Here is an 18464-nt window from a genome sequence, read left to right on the forward strand (position 1 = left end):
CATTGCAATCGCTGCCGATGAGGCCCCGCGTCGGCCAGCGGGAGACGCAGTGGCAGTTTATGAAACATCCAGGCTAGGCACGCGTTTGGGTGCGCGATTTTTAGTACTATTTCTTTTATTGCAAATCCATTCATATTGTGCAATAGTTTCTAGAAGGCCATAAGCATCCAATACGTTTGGTTTGCTTTGACCAAAATCTTGCAGCAGTGCCCGGGGACGAGAAACGAACTCCAGGGCACCCATACTTCCCTGCGTCAGCAGAATTTCATCGAAAGTCCAGATGTCCCTGTCCTCTCCTTTTAAGCCTCGTGCCTGGCGTTGTTTGTCGCGTCTGATGTTCGCCGGATTTGGCGTGGCCCTTTGTATGGGTTCTGCTTACGGCTCCAGCAACTACGACGAGCAGGGAAAATTGGTCCGCGCGCCTCGCGCTGTCGGTGTGCTTGGACCCAATTTGTTCGGGGACCAAGTCAACCTGTACACCGGCACCCTGTCGTTCAACCAAACGGACGTGAGCTTACCAGGAAATAATGCGCTTTCCGTATCGGTGGGCCGGACAATGGCCACTGGTGACTTTCAACAGCAAAATGCATTATTCGGCAACTGGGACTTAGCGATTCCACACCTACACGGCATTTTTTCTGGAGGTGGTTGGAAATCTAGCGACGGTACAGGAGCACGCTGCAACCGGTTTGGCAAGCCACCTGGGGTATCGTACCAAGGGGGCTCATGGAACCCCACCGAATTTTGGCACGGTAGTTTCCTGACTGTGCCGGGTGCGGGGACCCAGGAACTGCTGCGGCGCACGACCAACCCCAATGTCCCTCCGGGTCCCGAGACTTATCCCGTCGTGACTACAGGCTTGTGGGCGTTCAGCTGTCTGCCAACACTAGCTAACGCCGACCCAAGCAATTACTACGCTTTCGGCGAAGGATTCATGGCTGCGGCGCCTGATGGCACGCGCTACCGCTTCGATTGGCTCGTCGATCGCGTGGTCGACCCTCTCGAAAAAGGTACGGCGGCGCCACAGTTTGCTGCGGCGGTTGGAGGCGATTCAGGGGAAAAAAACAATTCAAAGTCAGAGCCTGCTATTCAGGGTGACGTTGCAAAGGTTCAGCGAAAGCAAGCGCCGGTACCTACGCTCTACGCAGATGGCTATATTTTACAACGCAAGGAGATCTGGATATTGCCAACAGTGGTCACTGATCGCTATGGCAACACCGTTACCTACAAATATAACTCACTTCGCCCTTGGCAATTGCAGTCCATTACCGCTAGTGATGGTCGTGTCATTACGATGACGTATGTACCTAATACGGATCTCGTTGCCAGCGTCTACGACGGCACCCGCACGTGGACGTACACGTACAGCACCGTTGGCGGGCTGACCACACTTGTAACGGTGCGCTTGCCAGATAATTCAATGTGGCAGCTGCAAGCAGCGGCGACTCTGCGGCAAGGCATTCAGTATTGGGATACGCCGCGCTGCGAAACACCAGGCAGCGTGTTCGACAACCCCATTAGCGGCGCCATGACGCATCCGTCGGGCGCAATTGCTGAATTTACGCTGACCCCAACCATTCACGGCAGAGAAGGTGTCTGGCGGGACTGCAGGGCGCCCGCGACTATTAACGAATATTCCTATTACCCCAATTACTTTGCGACCGCTGCATTGACCAAGAAAGTCCTGCGTGGACCCGGGTTAGGTACGCTGGCATGGAACACGACTTACCCTGCGCCCGTCAGCAACTGGTTTCCCTGCACTACCTGCACCGCTACCAAACAGGTGACCGTTACGGACCCGGCGGGCAACATTACCCGCACTACGTTTGGTACCCTCTACAACCAGAATGAAGGACAGTTGCAGACAACCACGGTGAGTGATGCCAGCGGTAACGTCTTGAGCAGCACAGGGACGCAATACCAGTCAAGCGGACCTTGGCCAGTGGCGATGGGCACCAGCGACCAGAAGCGAGGTGATGCTGAGCTAAGTAGCCGCCTGATCCCGCAGAATATGCGTACCACGACCCAGCAGGGTGTCGACTTTAGCTGGACAGTTAACAGCTTTGACACCATGGCGAGGCCGGTAACGGTGACGCGCGCGAGTACGCTCGGCGACAGCCGTACAGAAGCGACTACCTATTTCGACCACAACGCTAAGTGGATATTGGGTCAGATAGCCTCCATCACCGGGCCGGCCATTAGCGGCAGCAATGTGATGGTGGGCAACACCTTTGACCCAAGCAACGCAAACCTGCTTTCCACGAGTTATTTTGGTCACGTCGACGAGACACGTGCCTACAATACCGACGGCACCCTTGCTTCGCGGGCCGATGGCAACAGCAAAAGCACGACCTTCGGAAGCTACAAGCGGGGGTTGGCGCAGTCGGTGGCCTATCCGACTGGCGTAAGCGAGAGCGCGCTGGTCAACAACATTGGTAGCATCAGCAGCACCACTGACCAGAACGGTTACACGACCAGCTACGATTACGATGCAATGGGCCGGCTGAAGCTCGTCACGTATCCAGGTGCTGATACAACGGCTTGGAATTCCACCAACCTATTGTTTGAGCAGGTGGCGTCGAGCGAAATGGGGATCGCAACTGGGCACTGGAAGCAAACCGTCTCGACAGGCAATGCACGCGTAGTGAATTATTACGATGCCCTGTGGCGCCCGCTGCTAACGCGCACTTTCGATGCTGCCAATCCTGGCGCGACGGGCAGTGCAGTCCTGCGCCGTTTTGATTTCAATGGCAAAACCACGTTCGAATCCTATCCCCAGCGTGACATCACCGACGTCAATACCAGTCCTGTCGGCACGTCCACTAGTTATGATTCACTTGGTCGTGGCAACTCCATCAGCGCTGGCAGCGAACTAGGCCCCTTAAACACCACGATCAGCTATATCAGCGGATTCCGAAAAACGGTCACGAATCCACGCAATTTTTCGACAACGACCAGTTTCCAGGCTTACGACGAGCCGAACGAAGCGGCCATTCGACATATTGATGCGCCGGAAGGGGTGACAGTTGACATCGCTCGGGACGCGTATGGTAAGACGACATCGATCAATCGCAGCGGTTTGGGTAAGAGCCTCACGCGCAGCTACGTCTATGATGCCAACCAGCGCTTGTGCAAAACGGTCGAACCGGAAACAGGCGCTACGGTGCAGGATTATGATGGCGCCAATAACGTGGTCTGGCGCTCCAGCGGGAACGCGCTCACGTCACTGGCAAGCTGCGACACGGCCAGCGTTGGGGCAGCGACCAAGATTGCTTTTGGCTACGACGCGCTGAATCGCTTGCGCACTACGACCTATAGCGATGGCAGTCCATCGATCGCCCGCACTTACACCCCCGACGGCCTGTTGGAAACCATTAGTTCGAATGGCGCGCTGTGGACCAATTCATTCAACAAACGCAGGCTCAATGTACTTGAGCGGCTTAATTATGGCGGCGCTGTTTACGATATCGCGCGCAGCTACGATGCGAATGGATCACTGTCGCAACTGCGGTACCCAGTCGACAACCTGACACTGAACTATGCGCCCAACGCCCTGGGCCAGCCAAGCCAAGTCGGCATCTACGCGAACAGCATTGCCTACCATCCAAATGGCGCCATTGCCAGCTTCAACTATGGAAACGGGGTAGCACACTCGCTAACTCAAAATACACGTGGCTTACCGAACTCGGCAAACGATACGGGCGTCCTCTCCGATTTCTATTCGTACGACGCTAATAGCAATGTGGCAGGCATCGAGGATAGGGCACAAACCGTTACCAATCGTTCGATGGCATACGACGGGCTTGATCGCCTTGCCAGCGTATCGGCGCCTAACCTTTGGGGCAACGCGGCCTATACCTACGACACGCTCGACAACCTGACTTCGTCGACGATCACTGGTGGTGCGACAGCGCGCACGCTGACGATGAACTATCCAGATCCGGCGACAAACCGCTTGATGAGCACGACTAGCGGCCCAGCTGCTTTCAATTTTAGCTACGCCTACGACAGCCAGGGAAATATCATCCAACGCGGCGGCCAGACCTATGTTTTCGACCAGGGAAACCGCATGACGAGCGCCGCCGGCAAGGGTACCTATGCCTATGACGGCCTGGGCCATCGGGTTAGCGTAGTGGGAATTGATGGCCTGAACCTAGTGCAGGTTTACAGCCAAGGCGGGCAAATGTTGTATGCAGGACCTACTGGTAATATCGGCACCAAATATATCTATATGCACAACCACGTACTTGCCGAGGTAAGTGGTAATGGCACCCAGTACGACCATACGGATGGCTTGGGAAGTCCGGTCGCCCGCACTGATGCCGCGAGAAATGTTCTCAGCCGTACGCGCTATGAGCCCTACGGCTATACGGCAGCGGGAACGACACCGACCGCGGGCTTTACCGGGCATGTGAATGATGCTGAGACGGGTCTTGTTTATATGCAGCAGCGGTACTATGACCCTATTGCGTCGCGCTTCTTGAGCATTGATCCGGTGACCACTGATGCGAACACGGGCGGCAGTTTCAACCGGTACGCATACGCGAGCAATAATCCCTTTAAGTATGTTGATCCCGATGGCCGTGAAGACACGCTGTGGAGTTGTTCCAATGCGTCGCCGCCTGCGGTAGCTTATAACACCCCGCCACCGGATCAGGGCTGGCATGGAGAGCAAGCCAGAAGCCTTAACTTTGCCCTGACAGAGGTCGGCGCTCCTGGAGGAACCGGGCTTAAGTTAGGTGCGGGAGCTGTTGGTATTGTGAAATCACTCCTTACCAACGCCGGCCGCCTTGAGGATGCTGCTCTGGTCTGTCGGGGCGGCCTATGCAGCGCAGAAAGTTTCAAGACAGCATCGGGTGTTATTTTTGGTCTCGATGGAACTGTGGGCGGGATATCGACTCAGTCTAAAAATGGAGCAGGTCTATTTGAGCTTGCCCAACCATTTAAGAATGGTGCAGTAGGCGTGACGACTGCCGGTGATATCCGCGCTGCCGGAGGGAAAATAGTTGCGGATGGTACGAAGCGCAATCCGAACCACGCAACAATTTCTGGATTGACCCCTAAGCAACTTGAAAAATTATTTACGCCGACCGTGCCAAATCCCGTGCCAAAAATCGAGCGAGGAATTCCATGAACTCAAAAAAATTCTGTGTTGATTTTAATGAAATGGTTGAAGGTAATTTGGTATTGTTTTCCGCAGATGATACCAAACGCGATACCAATGGTGAGCTCGTAGTGCTTTACGAAGGGATGGAGGTAACCGTGTTTATGGAGGATCTGGATGAAATTGGCAATCGCGACGATCTTGTGGCGAGTGGTCGCCTGGAACTGAATGTTAGCGATGACTGGTCTCGCCATGTTAAATGGTGTTGCAGAATTGATGAGAATGACATCCGTAATGAATCTGATTTCTAAAAACGGCACGCGGTCAAAGGAGTGGCACGGGGTCAAGCACCAATCCACCCAAGTTAGCAGTTGGCGTGCATTTCAGTAAATTATTATCAATGTTTTCACAATAACACTTGACATCACCTTAAAATCGCGGCGTCCAGCATGGATTTTTACTATCCTGCCTGCCATGTCCGTTCTGACCACGCTGTTCCAAGATTTCGCCGCGCGCCTATGCTCAACAGAATTTCTCCGCGATGCCCGCCATCCGGATCACCCCACAGCGTTTTCCCGCTGCCGCAAGCTGCCGCTGGCGACCTTGGTCGCTATCATGCTGACCGGCATGCGCATGAGCGTTCAGGCCGAACTGGACACCTTTTTTGCGCATCTGCGTCTGCAGGCGCAGCTGGTCCACGAGGTATCCGAGCAGGCCTTCGCGCAGGCGCGCGCCAAGCTGTCTCTGGTTGCTATTCCGGGACTCAACGACTGGCTGATTGCACGCGCCGAGCAGGATGGCTTTGTGCCGCGCTGGCGCGGCCTGCGCCTGGTCGCCGCCGATGGCTCGACCATGCGTTTTGGACTGCGCGCTAGCCATGTCAAGCGCGCTGCCCTTGCCGATCAAATCCTGTTCGGTCTGTTTCTGCCGGGTCCCGACCTGATGCTCGCCGCCTCCCTGCACGGTATCCACGAGTGTGGCGAACGCCAGTTTCTGATCGAACACCTCGACCGCCTTTCCCCCGATGATCTGCTGCTGCTTGACCGCGGCTATCCCGCCAGCTGGCTGGTCGCCGTACTGAACCAGCGGGCCATCAAATTCTGCATGCGCGTCGACACTAACGACGGCGGCTACACCTGCGTGCGCGAGTTCGTGCACTCCGCGGCCAAAGAGCGCATCGTTATGCTGCGTGCGCCGAACAAACAAGATGCGCTGGACTACGAATGCCCGCGCAAGGCACAGCGCGTACGCTTGGTCCGTCACGTCTTGCCCAATGGCGAGCATCGCGTGCTGATGACCAATCTGTTCGACGACAAACTCTTTCCAGCCGACTGCTTCGGCGAGCTCTACCACAAGCGATGGGGCATCGAGGAAGCGTTCAATCGGCTCAAGCACCGCCTCAATCTCGAACACGTCACCGGCTTGAGTCAGCAGGCAGTAGTGCAGGACGTTGCCGCCAAAATCCTTTGCGACAACCTTCAAGCGCTGGTCTCGATAACTGCACACGCCGACGCCGATTTACCCGAGAACAAACGCATTAACCATGCCTACGCCCACACCGCGCTCAAGCCGCTGATGCCCATACTTCTGCTCGGTGGGAAAATCGGCAGAAAGGTTGGAACGCTGCTGCGCGACCTGCTGCGGCTAATTGCCGGGAAGACCTATCGCCATCGAGAGAATCGTTCGAAGCCCAGGAAGCCCGGCGTAAAACCACACAAGAAGATGACTCAGAAAAACTGTTGAAATGTCTTAACTTGGGTGGATTGGGTCATCGACCCGGACGGCAACAAAGTCGAGTTATGGCAGCCGCCCGACGGCCAGTAAGTTATCAGTAGCGCGCCCAGTAAGTTGTCCGTGAGGGCAAATCTCAGCAATGACATCCTCCAGCCTTGCCGCCGAGATATAATAAAATGATGAAAATATCAATAGCCAAGGCAGCGCTGGCCGCGTTCTTCGCGTGCGTGAGCATCCCGGTTGTGGCCGAGGTCCAACCCACTGCCAAGTTGGCAGTGGGCATCGACGCCAAGCCATTCATTCCCCGTTTTGCAAGGGTGGAACAAGCCGCGCAGACGGTGTCCATGGATCTGTGCGACCGGCCGGTCTATCCAAAATCTTCGCTGCGCAACGAAGAAACCGGCACGGTGGTGCTGCGCTTTAAGATTGCAGCGAGTGGCTTGATCATCGATAACACGATTGCCCGCAGCAGCGGCTTTCGTGAGTTGGACAAATCGGCGTTCGCCGGGTTCAGCACCTGCAAGTTCCGTCCCGCTACCATCGATGGCCGCGCGGTCCCGGCGTTTGCTTTTATCTCTTACGTTTTTACACTCGAATAATGCGCAGCCTACTCTTCAAGCTCGTCCTTCCCTTGCTCGCCTTGAGCGCGGCCCCCCAGGCTTTTGGCGCCGTCCAGTGCGATGCGACGAGGGCGATCAAGCTGAGCAGCGAACAGCTTGCCTTGGCAGCGCAGACCGAGGCCGTCTTGCGTAACGGCGGCATGACGCCTGACCTTGCCAATGTGGACGCTATCCACTCGCTGTCGTTAAGCCAGTTCGCAGGCTATCGCCAGCGTGAGGCGACCAGCACGGCGCACGTGGTCGCCACGATCTGGCAACGGGAGACGCCGTCGGCAGCCATTGCCGCGCGCGCCTACGTTCATGCGCAACAGCAGCAGGCGCAGACCAATTGCCCGGCGGCGGAAGAGTTATTCAGCACCGCGCTGGAGATTGCACGCAAAGCGCTGGGCGATGGCGATATTCTGACAGTACGCATCATGCACGAATTGGCTATCCTGTATCGCCTGCAGCGGCGCCTGCCCGAGCGCCTGGCGCTCTACCGCCGCATCGCCGACGTGCTGCGTGCCGATCCAACGCTTGGCGCCCGCTTGCCCGAGCTCTACCTGGAAATGAGCGACATGGCGTTCCGCAACAAGGATTTTAAGCAGGCAGAGCAGTACGCGCGCGACGCGATGGCGCACCTGGACAAGGGCGCCAAGCCGCCGCCGCGTGCCGTGGCCACGGCCTTGTACGAAGCTGCGGCTGCGCTGTATGCCCAAAACCAATTGCAGGAAGGCGACAAACTGCGTGATCGTGCCAACACCATTGTTGGCGCGGACGGCGTGGCCAAGAGCTCCGCGCCGCAAGCTGCTGCGGTCGATAGCGTGGCTGCCTTGTACAAGTCGGGTCAGATCGATGCTGCCCTTGCCAAGGCCTTGCAGCGCGTGCAAGCGGCCGACGCCAAAATGGCAGAACTGACGCAAGCCTTGACGGTTCTGCAGGCCGATCCTGCCAGTCAGCCGGCCTTGGCAACTGCGGCGCGCAAGGGCGAACTGGCAAAAGCCAGCCGGGCGATCGAGGCCCAGCAGCGTGACAGCGTCTACGCCCTGGCCGACGCGGGCGAACTTTATCAAAGCCAGGGGCGGCTTGCCGAAGCGGAACCGCTGTACCGCAAGGCCAATGCAATGTTAACCTGGGACAAGGCGAGCAAGTCCACGCTCGCAGCCAGGCTGGCGCGCGAGCTTGGTATTCTCGCCCGAAAAAAAGGCGAGATGAAAGAGGCGGTTCAGTTCCAGCAAATCGCTTACGCGAATGTGGAAAGCGAACTGGGCCCCGATCATCCCGACGCGCTCGAAGCGCAAGCCGAACTGGCCTACCTGTTCGCCGCACAAGGCAGGCTGACCGAGGCTGGCGAATACTACGCAGCGCTGGCTGCGCGCGAAGAGCAGCGAGCGGACGCCGACCGCGACATGTTGAGCGATTACCTGTTGCCCCTGGCCGAGGTGCAAGTGCGACAAGGAAATCTTTCAGGCGCTGAGTCGAACTTCAACAAAGTGGCGCTTCTGTGGCGTCAGGGCGGGACAAAAAACGTGCCTTATTTGATGGCCGGGTTAACTGGCCTGGGCAAGATTTATACGAAGCAAGGCAAAGTTGCGGAGGCAAAACGTATCGATACCGAATTGGCGGCGTTGAAACGCGCCAAGTAGGGGCATTCTCAAACACCAAGTGCATCAGCGCTGAACGACTGCGGCGTTGATCTGCGCCGCCATGGCGCGCGCGTCGTGGGCGCCGAGGATGATCCGATCCCACTTCTCGTTCGCCAGTTCAATGACAACGGGATGGGTGCCGCGGGTCCAAAAGACAAATTGCCGGTCCCCGTTCTTGCGATACATCCCCGCGTCGATGAGCCCCGGGAAACCCGTTCCCGGCGATCGCAAACCGAGCGCCAGGCCGCGAAAGCCTTCGTCGTCGGTCGCTCCCCGCACGTTTTTCAAGGGGATGCGGATTGTTCTCTGCAGTGAGGCAAGCGCTTCCCATAATTTCAAGTGCACGATCAGTTCGTCTTTGTTCAACTCAAGCGTTGGCATGGGGTGTTCCTTTGCTGTCAAGATGTTCTAAAAGTCGCGCCCCGAGCAGGCAGGCCGTCGCGTCGCCCGACTCCGACACGGCTGCACGACACAAATCGGTGACGGGCCCGTCGCCCGGGGCCAATTCCTTGAGCGCGATAATCAAGAGGTCGATCGATGCCGCGCGTTTGCTCCATCCCGGCGTTAGCGCGCCTGCAAGCGCCAATCGGAACAGGTTTTGCTTGGACCCGAAGGCTTTGTACAAACTGCCTCGTTGCAAGCCCGTCGCTGTTACCAAATCCTCGATCGACGCGGCGTTAAATCCAAGGCGGCCAAATACGTCCGCGGCCTGTGCCACGACCACATCTTCTTCAAAATTTCTGGGTCTGGCCATAAGGTGTTTTCAAGAGATTGAACAAGATGAGGGCGAGAAGACAAGGGAAGATCCGGCCGCTCCATGAAAGCGGGTCATGGCGCCATCTTGATGGTTATTGAACGATTGGTCAACAACTATCAGCGGTACTTTCGATTCCCTCTTTTGCCCGATGTGTCACTTCTGCTAGCATGGGGCACGCATGCCTTGAGCCAGCGCCGCTGCCGTCAACTGTGAAAAGGGATTCATGATGAAACTTGGTAACTTCTCGATCAGTCTCGCGGTGAAAGATATTGCCGTATCGCGCGCCTTTTACGAAAAATGCGGCTTTACCGTCTGGGGTGGTGACCAACAGAAAAATTGGCTCATTCTAAAGAATGGCAGCACGGTCATCGGTCTGTTTCAGGGCATGTTTGAGAACAACATCATGACCTTCAATCCAGGCTGGGACAGCCACGCCAACACGCTTGCCGAGTTCACCGATGTGCGCGATCTGCAGCGCGCTCTCAAGGCAGAAGGCGTTCAATTGCTCAGTGAGGCGGACGAAGCGAGCTCGGGGCCGGCGAGCTTCATGCTGGTCGATCCGGATGGCAATCACATTCTGATCGACCAGCATGTCTGACGGGAGCGATGATGACGCCGCCAACCAACGCTAAGGAATTTTTACCGGTACGTCTCAAGCCAGGCGACGACCTGCGGGGTGCGCTCGAAGCTGTCGGCTGCGGGAAAGACCAGCCATCGGCATTTGTCATTTCCGGCATTGGCAGCCTGGTTGCTGCGCGGTTGCGTTTTGCCGGCCAGGAAAACGAAACCCTTATTGCCGGTCCCTTGGAAATCGTCAGTATTGCCGGCAGTATCACGGCAGACGGCGCGCATTTGCACATGACCGTTTCGGACAGCGCTGGGCGCGTCAGCGGCGGCCATGTTTGCGATGGGAACATTATCAGGACAACGCTGGAAGCTGTCCTGATCCTGTTGCCGGCATGGTCGCTGACGCGCGAAGTCGATACACAAACGGGCTTCAAGGAATTGGTGGCAAGGCCGCGCTCCCATGCAAACTGCTAGCGCGCATTCACGGGAGCGGACACTGCCGGTATGACGTTTGCATTGCGATCAGCGCTGCACCGAAGCCATCAAGGACAAGACATGAGCGTGAAGACCCTGAAACAAATGTGCCAGGATTTTCCCGGCGTCCAGCACGCGCTGGACGCGCACCCCAGCAATATTCTGGTGTATTGCGTCGGCGACAAAAAGTTTGCCTACTTTAAAACCAGCGACCCCGAAATGTGGCGCTTCAGCATACGCGTCGCGCCCGAACGTTTTCTTGAGCTGACCGACATCACGGGCATCAAGCCTGCGCGCTATATGGGACGCTTCCATTGGGTAACGATCGTCGATCACACCGTGCTGCCGGCAGCTTACCTGGCCGAGCTGGTGGCCTGGTCCTATGAACGCGCGCTGGGCTCGCTCAGCAAGGCCAGCCGCGCGGCCTTGGTCAAGGCTTAGCGCCCGGCAGGCAGCGCAAAGTTGGGCGATAATTGTTCTCTCTCCAATCCGCCCAGGAATAGCCGTAATGTCGACCGATCTGCATCCCGATTTCCCCGTCGTTACCGGCGACTACGTGCTCACGCAAGGCTGGCGCGTCGCACTGCCCGAGCAGTTCAACCGCCGCATTGAAGACGGCAGCCTGGTCTTGTGGCGTCCCGAGCTGACGTTCTGGATCAACGTCTGGCATGGTGAAGGCCAGGTCAAGGTCGACGCCGTCCTGGAGCGTTTGCTGGCCGACGCCAGCGCCGCGCGCAGCGAGGAAAATATCGAGCGCAGCGGCGCCATCGCCCGTTTGAGCTACGAGCTGGCCGAAGATGACGCCGAGCGCAGCGACTCGGGCGGCCGCTCCGTGAACGCCTTCGTCATTGCCCCCACCGGCTATGTGCAGCTGTCGGCCTATTACGACTCGCCTGAAGCGCGGGCGCTGGCTCACGACGTCATCGCATCATTGCGCGCGGACCCGGTGTAGTGCAAGCAATGTGCATGCACTATTCCCGCGGCCTCTCCCTGCCCGTTCCGGCCCGGCTGCTGTTTCTTCCACCGACCGCCAGGACTTGAGCGCCAGGCCGGGCGCCATCTGCACCAGGGTCTTGCTGCTGTGGGGCGATGCTGATCCGATCAGCCCGGTTGCAGTGGGGCAGCGCCTGGCGTCCCCGCTGCCTTCGTCGGCATTGCATGTCATTCCTGGCGGAACGCGCGACCTTGCGTCGCACCTTGCCGCTGTCGTGGCGCCGCTGATCGACGCGCCCCGGTCAACTTCCATGCACTCCCGACAGTAGTTGCCCCGCTATGGCGCCCAACGCACATACTTGCGCCTGGAGAAGTGCTACGATGAGTTGGCGTGTGCGGCGCCGTGTCCGCGCGCAACAAAACACAAGGGACCGCCATGACACCACTCGATTCGCACCATCGCACCTTGGCGCTGCGCATACTGGCCAGGGCCAGGGACTTGACGCTCGCCTCGCTGCGCAGTGACGGCGCCCCGCACGCGACCACGGTCAGCTTCGCCAGCGACGAGCTGGTCATGTACGCCGCGATCGGCATCGACAGCCAAAAAGCCCACAACATCGGCGCCGATGCGCGCGTTGCGCTCACCGTCAATGCGCCGTACCAGGACTGGAGCGAAATACAGGGCATGGCCATCGATGCCGTCGCCGAGATCGTCAGCGAGCAGGCGCAGGTGCGCCGCGCGGGCGAGTTGTTGCTGGCGCGCTTTCCGCAGTACGCCAAGTTTGTCGCCAATACCGGCACGGTGCCCTGGCCGGGCATGCTTTACATCCGCATCGTGCCGCACAGCCTGTCGATTCTTGACTACGCCAAAGGCTTTGGCCACACGACGCATTTTTCCGTATGACAGCTCGTCAAAGCTAATCCGTCTTTGGGCAGCGCGCCGCGTGGCTGCACGTGGCGCATGAACGGTCGACGGCAATGCTATGCATGTCGCAGTGCGCGGTTTGCGCCATCTGCGCGCTCAGGCCGCGCGCGTAGGCCAGGATCAGGCGCAGCGCCGGACCAGGCCGATTCAATTCGCCGGTCAGCACGGCGGCGCTGATCTGGTACGCAAAGCCGGCATCGCATACCACCGCGCTGCAAGGCGACACCTTTTCCTGCAGGAACAGCGGGATCCCAATCACGCCTTCATTGCCCACCAGCGAGATCTCGGTGGCCGTGCCGTTGCCAGGCTGGTAGCTCAGCAAAATCGTGGCCGTCACCGGAAAATACACCTGCACCTGTTGCGTGCCGCTCGCAAAAACAATCTCGCCTGCTGCCAATTCGACCAACACCAGGTGCGGAAACAGGCGCGTGCGCGCCGCGGCATTCAGGCTGGCCAACAGGAGGTTCAAAGCAGGGGCGGGCGGTAGTGGCATGCATTCCAGTCACGGTCGTTGAAAGATATCTGAACGCTAACACGATGTGTTTTGGAAAGTTGTTACCGCGCTGTAAGCGTTGTAAGTCCGCGTTAATGTTCAGGGTACGTCAGTTCGAAAATGCGCCGCTTGCGCGCGTCGATTTCCGCCTGCGCCTGGCGAAAGGCCGGGATGCTGTTGAACAGCTTGTCGAAGCTGCCGTCCTTGATCGCGAGGCGCAAGCCGCGCTCGACCCGCTGCCCGAGCGCGGCATTTTCGCGGCTGACGAAAAAATAAAATGCGATGCGATAGTGCAGGAAAATGGTTTGCTCGACGGCCAGGTTGTCGGCGCTGCGCACGCGCTGCTCATTGTCCGCTTCATAGACGCCGCGCGGCATGTAGTCGAAGCGCTTGGCGCGCAGCATTGGAAACAGGTATTCGTAAGCAATCGAGGTGACTACCGGCAATTTGTTTGCGCGCAGTACCTCGGTCGACGGCCAGTTCACGCCGGCGCCCGCTTTCAGCATGCGCAATTGGTCTAGTGTCAGCACGGCGGAAAAGCGCGGCTGGTTTTCGGCTCGGATCAGGAAAACGCGGTAATCGTTCAGGTGGCGCAGCAGCGATACGGGCACCGCGTACAGGTCGGTTTCGCGCTGGCGGTTCGAGCCGTCCCACATCAGGTTGATGATGCCATTGTTCTTGATTTCCGCGGCCTGGCGCGGGCGGGTCAGCTGCTGGTCAATCTCGACGATCTGGAACGGGCCTTCGGAACGCGTTTTTTCCAGGGCCAGGCGCAGCAGGCGCGGGAAATAGATAGCGTGTGCTGCCCAGGCGTGATGCAGGCTTGGCGTCACCACCCGCAGCAGTTGGGCGCCCGCGGCGGGGCCGGCGAAGAGCGCCGGCAGGAAACCGAGCACAAGCAAAAAACGGCGCATGCGAAACATCGACCTGCCCTTGAGAAAGCCAAGCGACAGTGTAACCCAGGCCGTCACCGCGCCCAGCGCAACTGCGGCCCGGCAAGTACGACATTGCCGGGCACGCGCCCCTTATTGGTCCAGCGTCCACACGTACGCGATCTTGCCCCATGCCGATTCGGGCACGCCGTTGCTCGTGGCCGGCTTGAACGTGCACAGGCTCAAGGCAGCCACTGCCGCGCGGTCGAGTTCGCGAAAACCGCTGGTACTGGTCACCTTGGCGTCGGCCACATGGCCGTCGGCGGCAATCAGCAAAGCCAGGCCGACGGTGCCGGAGTCGCCGTTGCGGGCCGAGGCGGCCGGGTAGTTGGGCACCGCGCAATTGCCGCTCTGGGCCGCGCGGAAGACTTGCTTTTCGACCGGCTTGGCGGGGATCGCTGGCACGCGCTCGAACGTTTCATGCTCGCCCTCGTTGAACACCACCGAGGCAGTCGGCTTGATGGGCGTCGTTGTCAGTATGGGCGCTTCGGTTGGGAAGGTATCGATGACGGTGGTCGGAACGTAGATTTGGGGCACCGCGTGCGGTGCGGGCGCTTCGACAGGCTCGAGCACGGGCGGGATGACCTTGGGAGCCGGGTCCAGGATGATAATGGCACCTTCCCCGTCGTGCGGCGGCGTTGCAATGCGCATGCTGAGCAAGGCGAGGGCGGCGCCTGCGTGGAGCAAGGTGACGATGGCAATCTTGGCAACTTTATTTCCGCCAATTTCGTAGCTGGACGTGGCATGCATGGCAATCTCCTGGTTGGTGGTGAGGTTTTTTCTACGCTCTGGATAAAATATATGCTATTACATAGCAAAACAAAAGCCATTTAATGGCATTTTTATTTCTTGTTGTTTTTTGCCGTCCTGTGCTCCGCTACCCTGCCGGCGCCCGGCAGGGCTGATCGAACCATGTTCAGACTGCCTGCGCGGAGGTTCGCTACGCGCCTGTGCCAGCTGATTTGCATCGGTTCAATGAATTTTATATTGCTAGTTACTAGCAATTTTAGTGCTTATTGTTGGTATTGCCGCCAACAGCATCGGCATCGCCAGTTGTGCAAGCCTTGCTGCCTGGTACCGGTACCAGCGGTCGTTGCGGGGCGGGGCGCTCGCTTCAGGCCCCAATGTGTGAAATAATCGCGTTGGCGTTTCGCCTATTCCGTCCGCTCCCACACATTGATGCCATTCAATAGTAATCAGAGGAAGGCGAGCGCAGCCGTAATCACAGGAGTATCAAAAGTGCACACTGAGCAAAAATCGATCCGCGTCATGCTGGCAGATGACCACCCCATTGTCATGACGGGCTTTGCCATGTCGCTCGCCGGCGTGGGGATGGACGTGGTAGGGCAGGCCAAAACGCCGGAAGAGGCCGCAGCCATGTACGCCGAGCTGCAGCCAGACGTGCTGGTGCTCGACATTCGCTTCGGCACTGAACTGACGGGCCTGGACGCCGCCGAAGCCATCCTTAAAAAGTTCCCTGCCGCAAAGATCATCTTTCTCAGCCAGTTCGACCAGGATAGCCTGATCAAGGAAACCTACCGCCTGGGCGCGCGCGCCTTTGTCACCAAGGATTGCGATCCGGCCGACCTGGCCACGGCGGTGCGCCATGCGGCCGAAGGCAAGCTGTATTTTCTGCCCCAAATTGCCGAGCGCCTCGCCAACCTGTCGGTGCGCGGCGACGCTTCGCCCCAGTCGCAGCTCGACCAGCGCGGCCTGGAAATCTTCAAACTGATGGCCGAAGGCTTGACCAACGCCGAGATCGCCGAAAAGCTCAACCTGTCGACCAAGACCATCAGCAACATCAGCCAGTCGGTCAAGGAAAAGCTCGGCGTGCACCGCCAGGCATACATCACCAAGCTGGCCGTCAAGCACGGCCTGATCGAGCCCTAGTGGCAGGAGCCAGTCGCGCGCGGGGCCTGCTGGCGCTTGCCCTGGCCGGGGCCAGCCTGCTCTGGAGCGGTGCGGCCGGCGCCGGCGACGTGCAGGGCTTTCGCTTCCAGATCGTCACCGGCGACGATTCGTCCGTCACGCGCCGCATCACCGACGACCTGTACAAGCGCCTGGTGCCGGTCTTTGGCGGCTTTCGCACCGAGCTCGCGCAAAAGCGGCGCATGGTCTACATCACCATCGGCCCGGTCGCGCTGCGCAACGTGATTACCCGCAAGTGCGATTGCGTCGTGATTGCCGCCTTTACTTCCAGCCAGGTGTGGCGCTCGGTGACGTCCGACCTGCCCACCCCGCGTCTGATGTCGATGACCGCCATCTACGCCGAGCCGGCGCCGGCCGACCAGTTGCGCCTCATTGCGCTGCTGTACCGGCGCCCGGTGCGGGTGGCCGCCATCGTCAGCCATGAAACCGGGTTTCTCAAACCCGTGCTCGGCGGCGCCGCCGCGGTGGAAGTGGAAGACTATTCGGACGGCGACGACATCAACTTTGCGCTCAACCGCGTGGGCCAGGCCCAGGTGCTGCTGGCCATGCCCGACCGCACCGTGTATTCGGCCGAGAATTTTCGCAACATCCTGCTCTCGACCTATCGCCACAACCAGGCCGTGATCGGCTTTTCGGCCGACATGGTGCGCGCGGGCGCGCTGGCCACCACGTACTCGAACATCGAGCATATCAACGCCCATGTGGCGGACCTGGCCAGCGACTTTGTCACCACGGGCGAACTGGGGCCGCCCCAGTTTCCGCGCTACTTTCGCACCGCCATCAACCAGGGCGTGGCGCGCTCGCTGCAAGTGAATGTGACCGACGAAGCACGCAAATTCGGGCGCGAACCTCAAGTCAAACGACAATGAAAAAACTGCGCTTCTGGCAAAGCTGGAGCATCGGCACCCGCATGGCCTTCATCACCATGCTGCCGGTGGCTTTCCTGTTCACGTCCTTCATGGGCTACTCGTGGTACTCGCACCGCGCCCAGGTGGCCGAGGAGCTGGCCGAACGCGGGCGCATCCTGGCCAAGGCGCTGGCCGAAACGAGCGAATACAACGTCATCTCGGGCAACCTGGCCGACCTGCGCCTGACCATCAACGGCCTGGTCCAGTCCGACAAAAGCATTTATCGCATCGACGTTGTCGACGCCGGCCAGAAGATCGCCATCACGGTCGCCTCACAGGCCGCCGTCGACGCCGAGAACCGCTACTACGAAGCGCCGATCATGAAGCAGGTCACGTGGATCAACCTGTTCTCGGACAACGGCGTGCCCCATGTGTCGGGTTCGAGCGACACCAAGCCGCCCACCTTTCCCACCGAACTGGTGGGTTACGTGCGGGTGACGATGTCGCCGTCGAACATGCTCGACAAGCAGGCGCGCCGCTTCCAGATCGAATTGGCGATGGCGGCGCTGGCGCTGGCCGTCTCCGGCGCGCTGGCGTACTTTTTGGCGCGCAGCCTGACCATCCCGCTCAACTCCTCGATCGGCGCGCTACGCGAGATCCGCGGCGGTAACTACCGCGTGGCGCTAGCCGTGACCACCGGCGGCGAAGTGGGCGAGCTGCAGGAGTCAATCACCGAGATGTCGGTGGCGCTGGGCCTGTCGCGCGAAGAACTCGAAAACAAAGTTGCCGAGCGCACCAAGGACCTGGTCGAATCGCGCAATGAAGCGCTGCGCGCCGACGCCGACAAGCGCAAGCTGATTCAAAAGGTGAACTCGATCGTCGAGGACGAGCGCAAGAGCATCGCCATCGAAATTCACGACGAGCTCAACGCTTCGCTGATCGCCGCGCGCCTGGAGTCGCAAAGCATCCTGCACCTGGCCGACAAGCTCGACACCAATGTCCACATCGAAGAAATCAAGCGCAAGTCGCAGGCCATCACCAAGCTGACGCTCGACCTGTATGCGAGCGGCCGGCGCCTGGTACGCCGCCTGCGTCCGGAAGTGCTGGACATGCTTGGCCTGCACGGCGCGGTTGAAGAAATGATCCGCCACTACGACGCCAGCCATCCCGAGTGCCGTTTCGAGTTCCATTCCGAGGGCGACTTTACGCAGCTTGGCAACGAGCTGGCCATTTCCGCCTACCGCATCATCCAGGAAGCGCTGTCCAATGTGCTTAAGCACGCCGGCGCCACGCATGCGCAAGTGTCGCTGATGCTCTCCAACGCCGAAGGCATGCTGCACATCGAGATCGACGACGACGGCAGCGGCTTTTCAACCCGCAGCACGTCGTCGGGCATCGGCATCATCGGCATGCGCGAGCGCGTGTACGCCTTGAACGGCAAGATCGAATTTAGTTCGGAGCCGGAGCGCGGCACCGTGATCTCGATTGCGCTGCCTACCCACCAAGACATTTAACCGAATCGA

19 protein-coding genes are annotated in these 18464 nt (G+C 59.1%); 14 read left to right on the top strand and 5 right to left on the bottom strand.

Features of this window, described 5'->3' with window-relative positions:
* Nucleotides 1-280: 280 nt before the first annotated feature.
* The 5 genes from ACP7BV_RS22035 (at nt 281) to ACP7BV_RS22055 (ending at nt 9083) form a co-directional block, all read left to right on the top strand.
* Nucleotides 281-5134, top strand: a complete 4854-nt coding sequence (locus ACP7BV_RS22035) for an RHS repeat-associated core domain-containing protein (RefSeq protein ID WP_426106840.1) — start codon at nt 281-283, stop codon at nt 5132-5134.
* Complete coding sequence (locus tag ACP7BV_RS22040; protein WP_426106842.1) at nt 5131-5415, top strand: hypothetical protein; 285 nt, start codon at nt 5131-5133, stop codon at nt 5413-5415. Before ACP7BV_RS22035 ends, ACP7BV_RS22040 begins: the two co-directional genes overlap by 4 nt.
* A gap of 163 nt (nt 5416-5578) precedes the next feature.
* A complete protein-coding gene (locus ACP7BV_RS22045; protein WP_426106844.1) occupies nt 5579-6847 on the top strand; it encodes an IS4 family transposase in 1269 nt (422 codons plus the stop codon).
* Between the two features lie 218 nt (nt 6848-7065).
* The gene (locus tag ACP7BV_RS22050) at nt 7066-7437 is read left to right on the top strand and encodes an energy transducer TonB (RefSeq protein ID WP_426106846.1); all 372 of its coding nucleotides are present in this window, start codon (nt 7066-7068) and stop codon (nt 7435-7437) included.
* On the top strand, nt 7437-9083 hold the full coding sequence (locus ACP7BV_RS22055; protein ID WP_426106848.1) for a tetratricopeptide repeat protein: 1647 nt from the start codon (nt 7437-7439) through the stop codon (nt 9081-9083). The genes ACP7BV_RS22050 and ACP7BV_RS22055 overlap by 1 nt, the downstream gene beginning before the upstream one ends.
* A gap of 24 nt (nt 9084-9107) precedes the next feature.
* On the opposite strand, the gene ACP7BV_RS22060 is transcribed toward ACP7BV_RS22055, so the two are convergent.
* Entirely contained in the window at nt 9108-9464 is a 357-nt protein-coding gene (locus tag ACP7BV_RS22060; protein ID WP_426106850.1) for a hypothetical protein, read from the bottom strand.
* A complete protein-coding gene (locus tag ACP7BV_RS22065) occupies nt 9451-9837 on the bottom strand; it encodes a TetR/AcrR family transcriptional regulator (RefSeq protein WP_426106851.1) in 387 nt (128 codons plus the stop codon). Before ACP7BV_RS22065 ends, ACP7BV_RS22060 begins: the two co-directional genes overlap by 14 nt.
* Before the next feature lie 226 nt (nt 9838-10063).
* Here ACP7BV_RS22065 and ACP7BV_RS22070 point away from each other — a divergent pair, with 226 nt between their 5' ends.
* The 6 genes from ACP7BV_RS22070 (at nt 10064) to ACP7BV_RS22095 (ending at nt 12718) form a co-directional block, all read left to right on the top strand.
* Entirely contained in the window at nt 10064-10438 is a 375-nt protein-coding gene (locus tag ACP7BV_RS22070) for a VOC family protein (protein WP_426106852.1), read from the top strand.
* 11 nt (nt 10439-10449) lie between these two features.
* A complete protein-coding gene (locus tag ACP7BV_RS22075; RefSeq protein WP_426106854.1) occupies nt 10450-10881 on the top strand; it encodes a PPC domain-containing DNA-binding protein in 432 nt (143 codons plus the stop codon).
* An 81-nt stretch (nt 10882-10962) separates the two neighbouring features.
* Nucleotides 10963-11322, top strand: coding sequence for an MmcQ/YjbR family DNA-binding protein (locus ACP7BV_RS22080; RefSeq protein WP_426106856.1), 360 nt, complete (start codon nt 10963-10965; stop codon nt 11320-11322).
* 67 nt (nt 11323-11389) lie between these two features.
* The gene (locus ACP7BV_RS22085; RefSeq protein ID WP_426106857.1) at nt 11390-11833 is read left to right on the top strand and encodes a hypothetical protein; all 444 of its coding nucleotides are present in this window, start codon (nt 11390-11392) and stop codon (nt 11831-11833) included.
* A 10-nt stretch (nt 11834-11843) separates the two neighbouring features.
* A complete protein-coding gene (locus ACP7BV_RS22090; protein ID WP_426106858.1) occupies nt 11844-12143 on the top strand; it encodes an alpha/beta fold hydrolase in 300 nt (99 codons plus the stop codon).
* A 107-nt stretch (nt 12144-12250) separates the two neighbouring features.
* Nucleotides 12251-12718, top strand: a complete 468-nt coding sequence (locus tag ACP7BV_RS22095; RefSeq protein WP_426106859.1) for a pyridoxamine 5'-phosphate oxidase family protein — start codon at nt 12251-12253, stop codon at nt 12716-12718.
* Nucleotides 12719-12731: 13 nt separating this feature from the next.
* Here ACP7BV_RS22095 and ACP7BV_RS22100 read toward each other — a convergent pair whose 3' ends face one another.
* The 3 genes from ACP7BV_RS22100 to ACP7BV_RS22110 all read right to left on the bottom strand — a co-directional run bounded on the left by ACP7BV_RS22100 (nt 12732) and on the right by ACP7BV_RS22110 (nt 14914).
* On the bottom strand, nt 12732-13232 hold the full coding sequence (locus ACP7BV_RS22100) for a hypothetical protein (protein ID WP_426106860.1): 501 nt from the start codon (nt 13230-13232) through the stop codon (nt 12732-12734).
* Nucleotides 13233-13324: 92 nt separating this feature from the next.
* A complete protein-coding gene (locus ACP7BV_RS22105) occupies nt 13325-14146 on the bottom strand; it encodes a hypothetical protein (RefSeq protein WP_426106861.1) in 822 nt (273 codons plus the stop codon).
* A gap of 111 nt (nt 14147-14257) precedes the next feature.
* Nucleotides 14258-14914: an energy transducer TonB gene (locus ACP7BV_RS22110; protein ID WP_426106863.1), complete on the bottom strand. Its 657-nt coding sequence runs from the start codon at nt 14912-14914 to the stop codon at nt 14258-14260.
* 489 nt (nt 14915-15403) lie between these two features.
* On the opposite strand from ACP7BV_RS22110, the gene ACP7BV_RS22115 reads away from it, so the two are divergent.
* The 3 genes from ACP7BV_RS22115 to ACP7BV_RS22125 are packed head-to-tail and all read left to right on the top strand — an operon-like array spanning nt 15404 to nt 18455.
* Nucleotides 15404-16054, top strand: a complete 651-nt coding sequence (locus ACP7BV_RS22115; RefSeq protein ID WP_426106865.1) for a response regulator — start codon at nt 15404-15406, stop codon at nt 16052-16054.
* Complete coding sequence (locus tag ACP7BV_RS22120; protein WP_426106866.1) at nt 16054-16962, top strand: hypothetical protein; 909 nt, start codon at nt 16054-16056, stop codon at nt 16960-16962. The genes ACP7BV_RS22115 and ACP7BV_RS22120 overlap by 1 nt, the downstream gene beginning before the upstream one ends.
* Nucleotides 16959-18455, top strand: a complete 1497-nt coding sequence (locus ACP7BV_RS22125) for a HAMP domain-containing sensor histidine kinase (protein WP_426106868.1) — start codon at nt 16959-16961, stop codon at nt 18453-18455. Before ACP7BV_RS22120 ends, ACP7BV_RS22125 begins: the two co-directional genes overlap by 4 nt.
* The last annotated feature ends 9 nt before the right edge of the window (nt 18456-18464 follow it).

The organism is Massilia sp. TSP1-1-2 (genome assembly GCF_049896185.1).
Classification (GTDB): domain Bacteria; phylum Pseudomonadota; class Gammaproteobacteria; order Burkholderiales; family Burkholderiaceae_D; genus Telluria_A.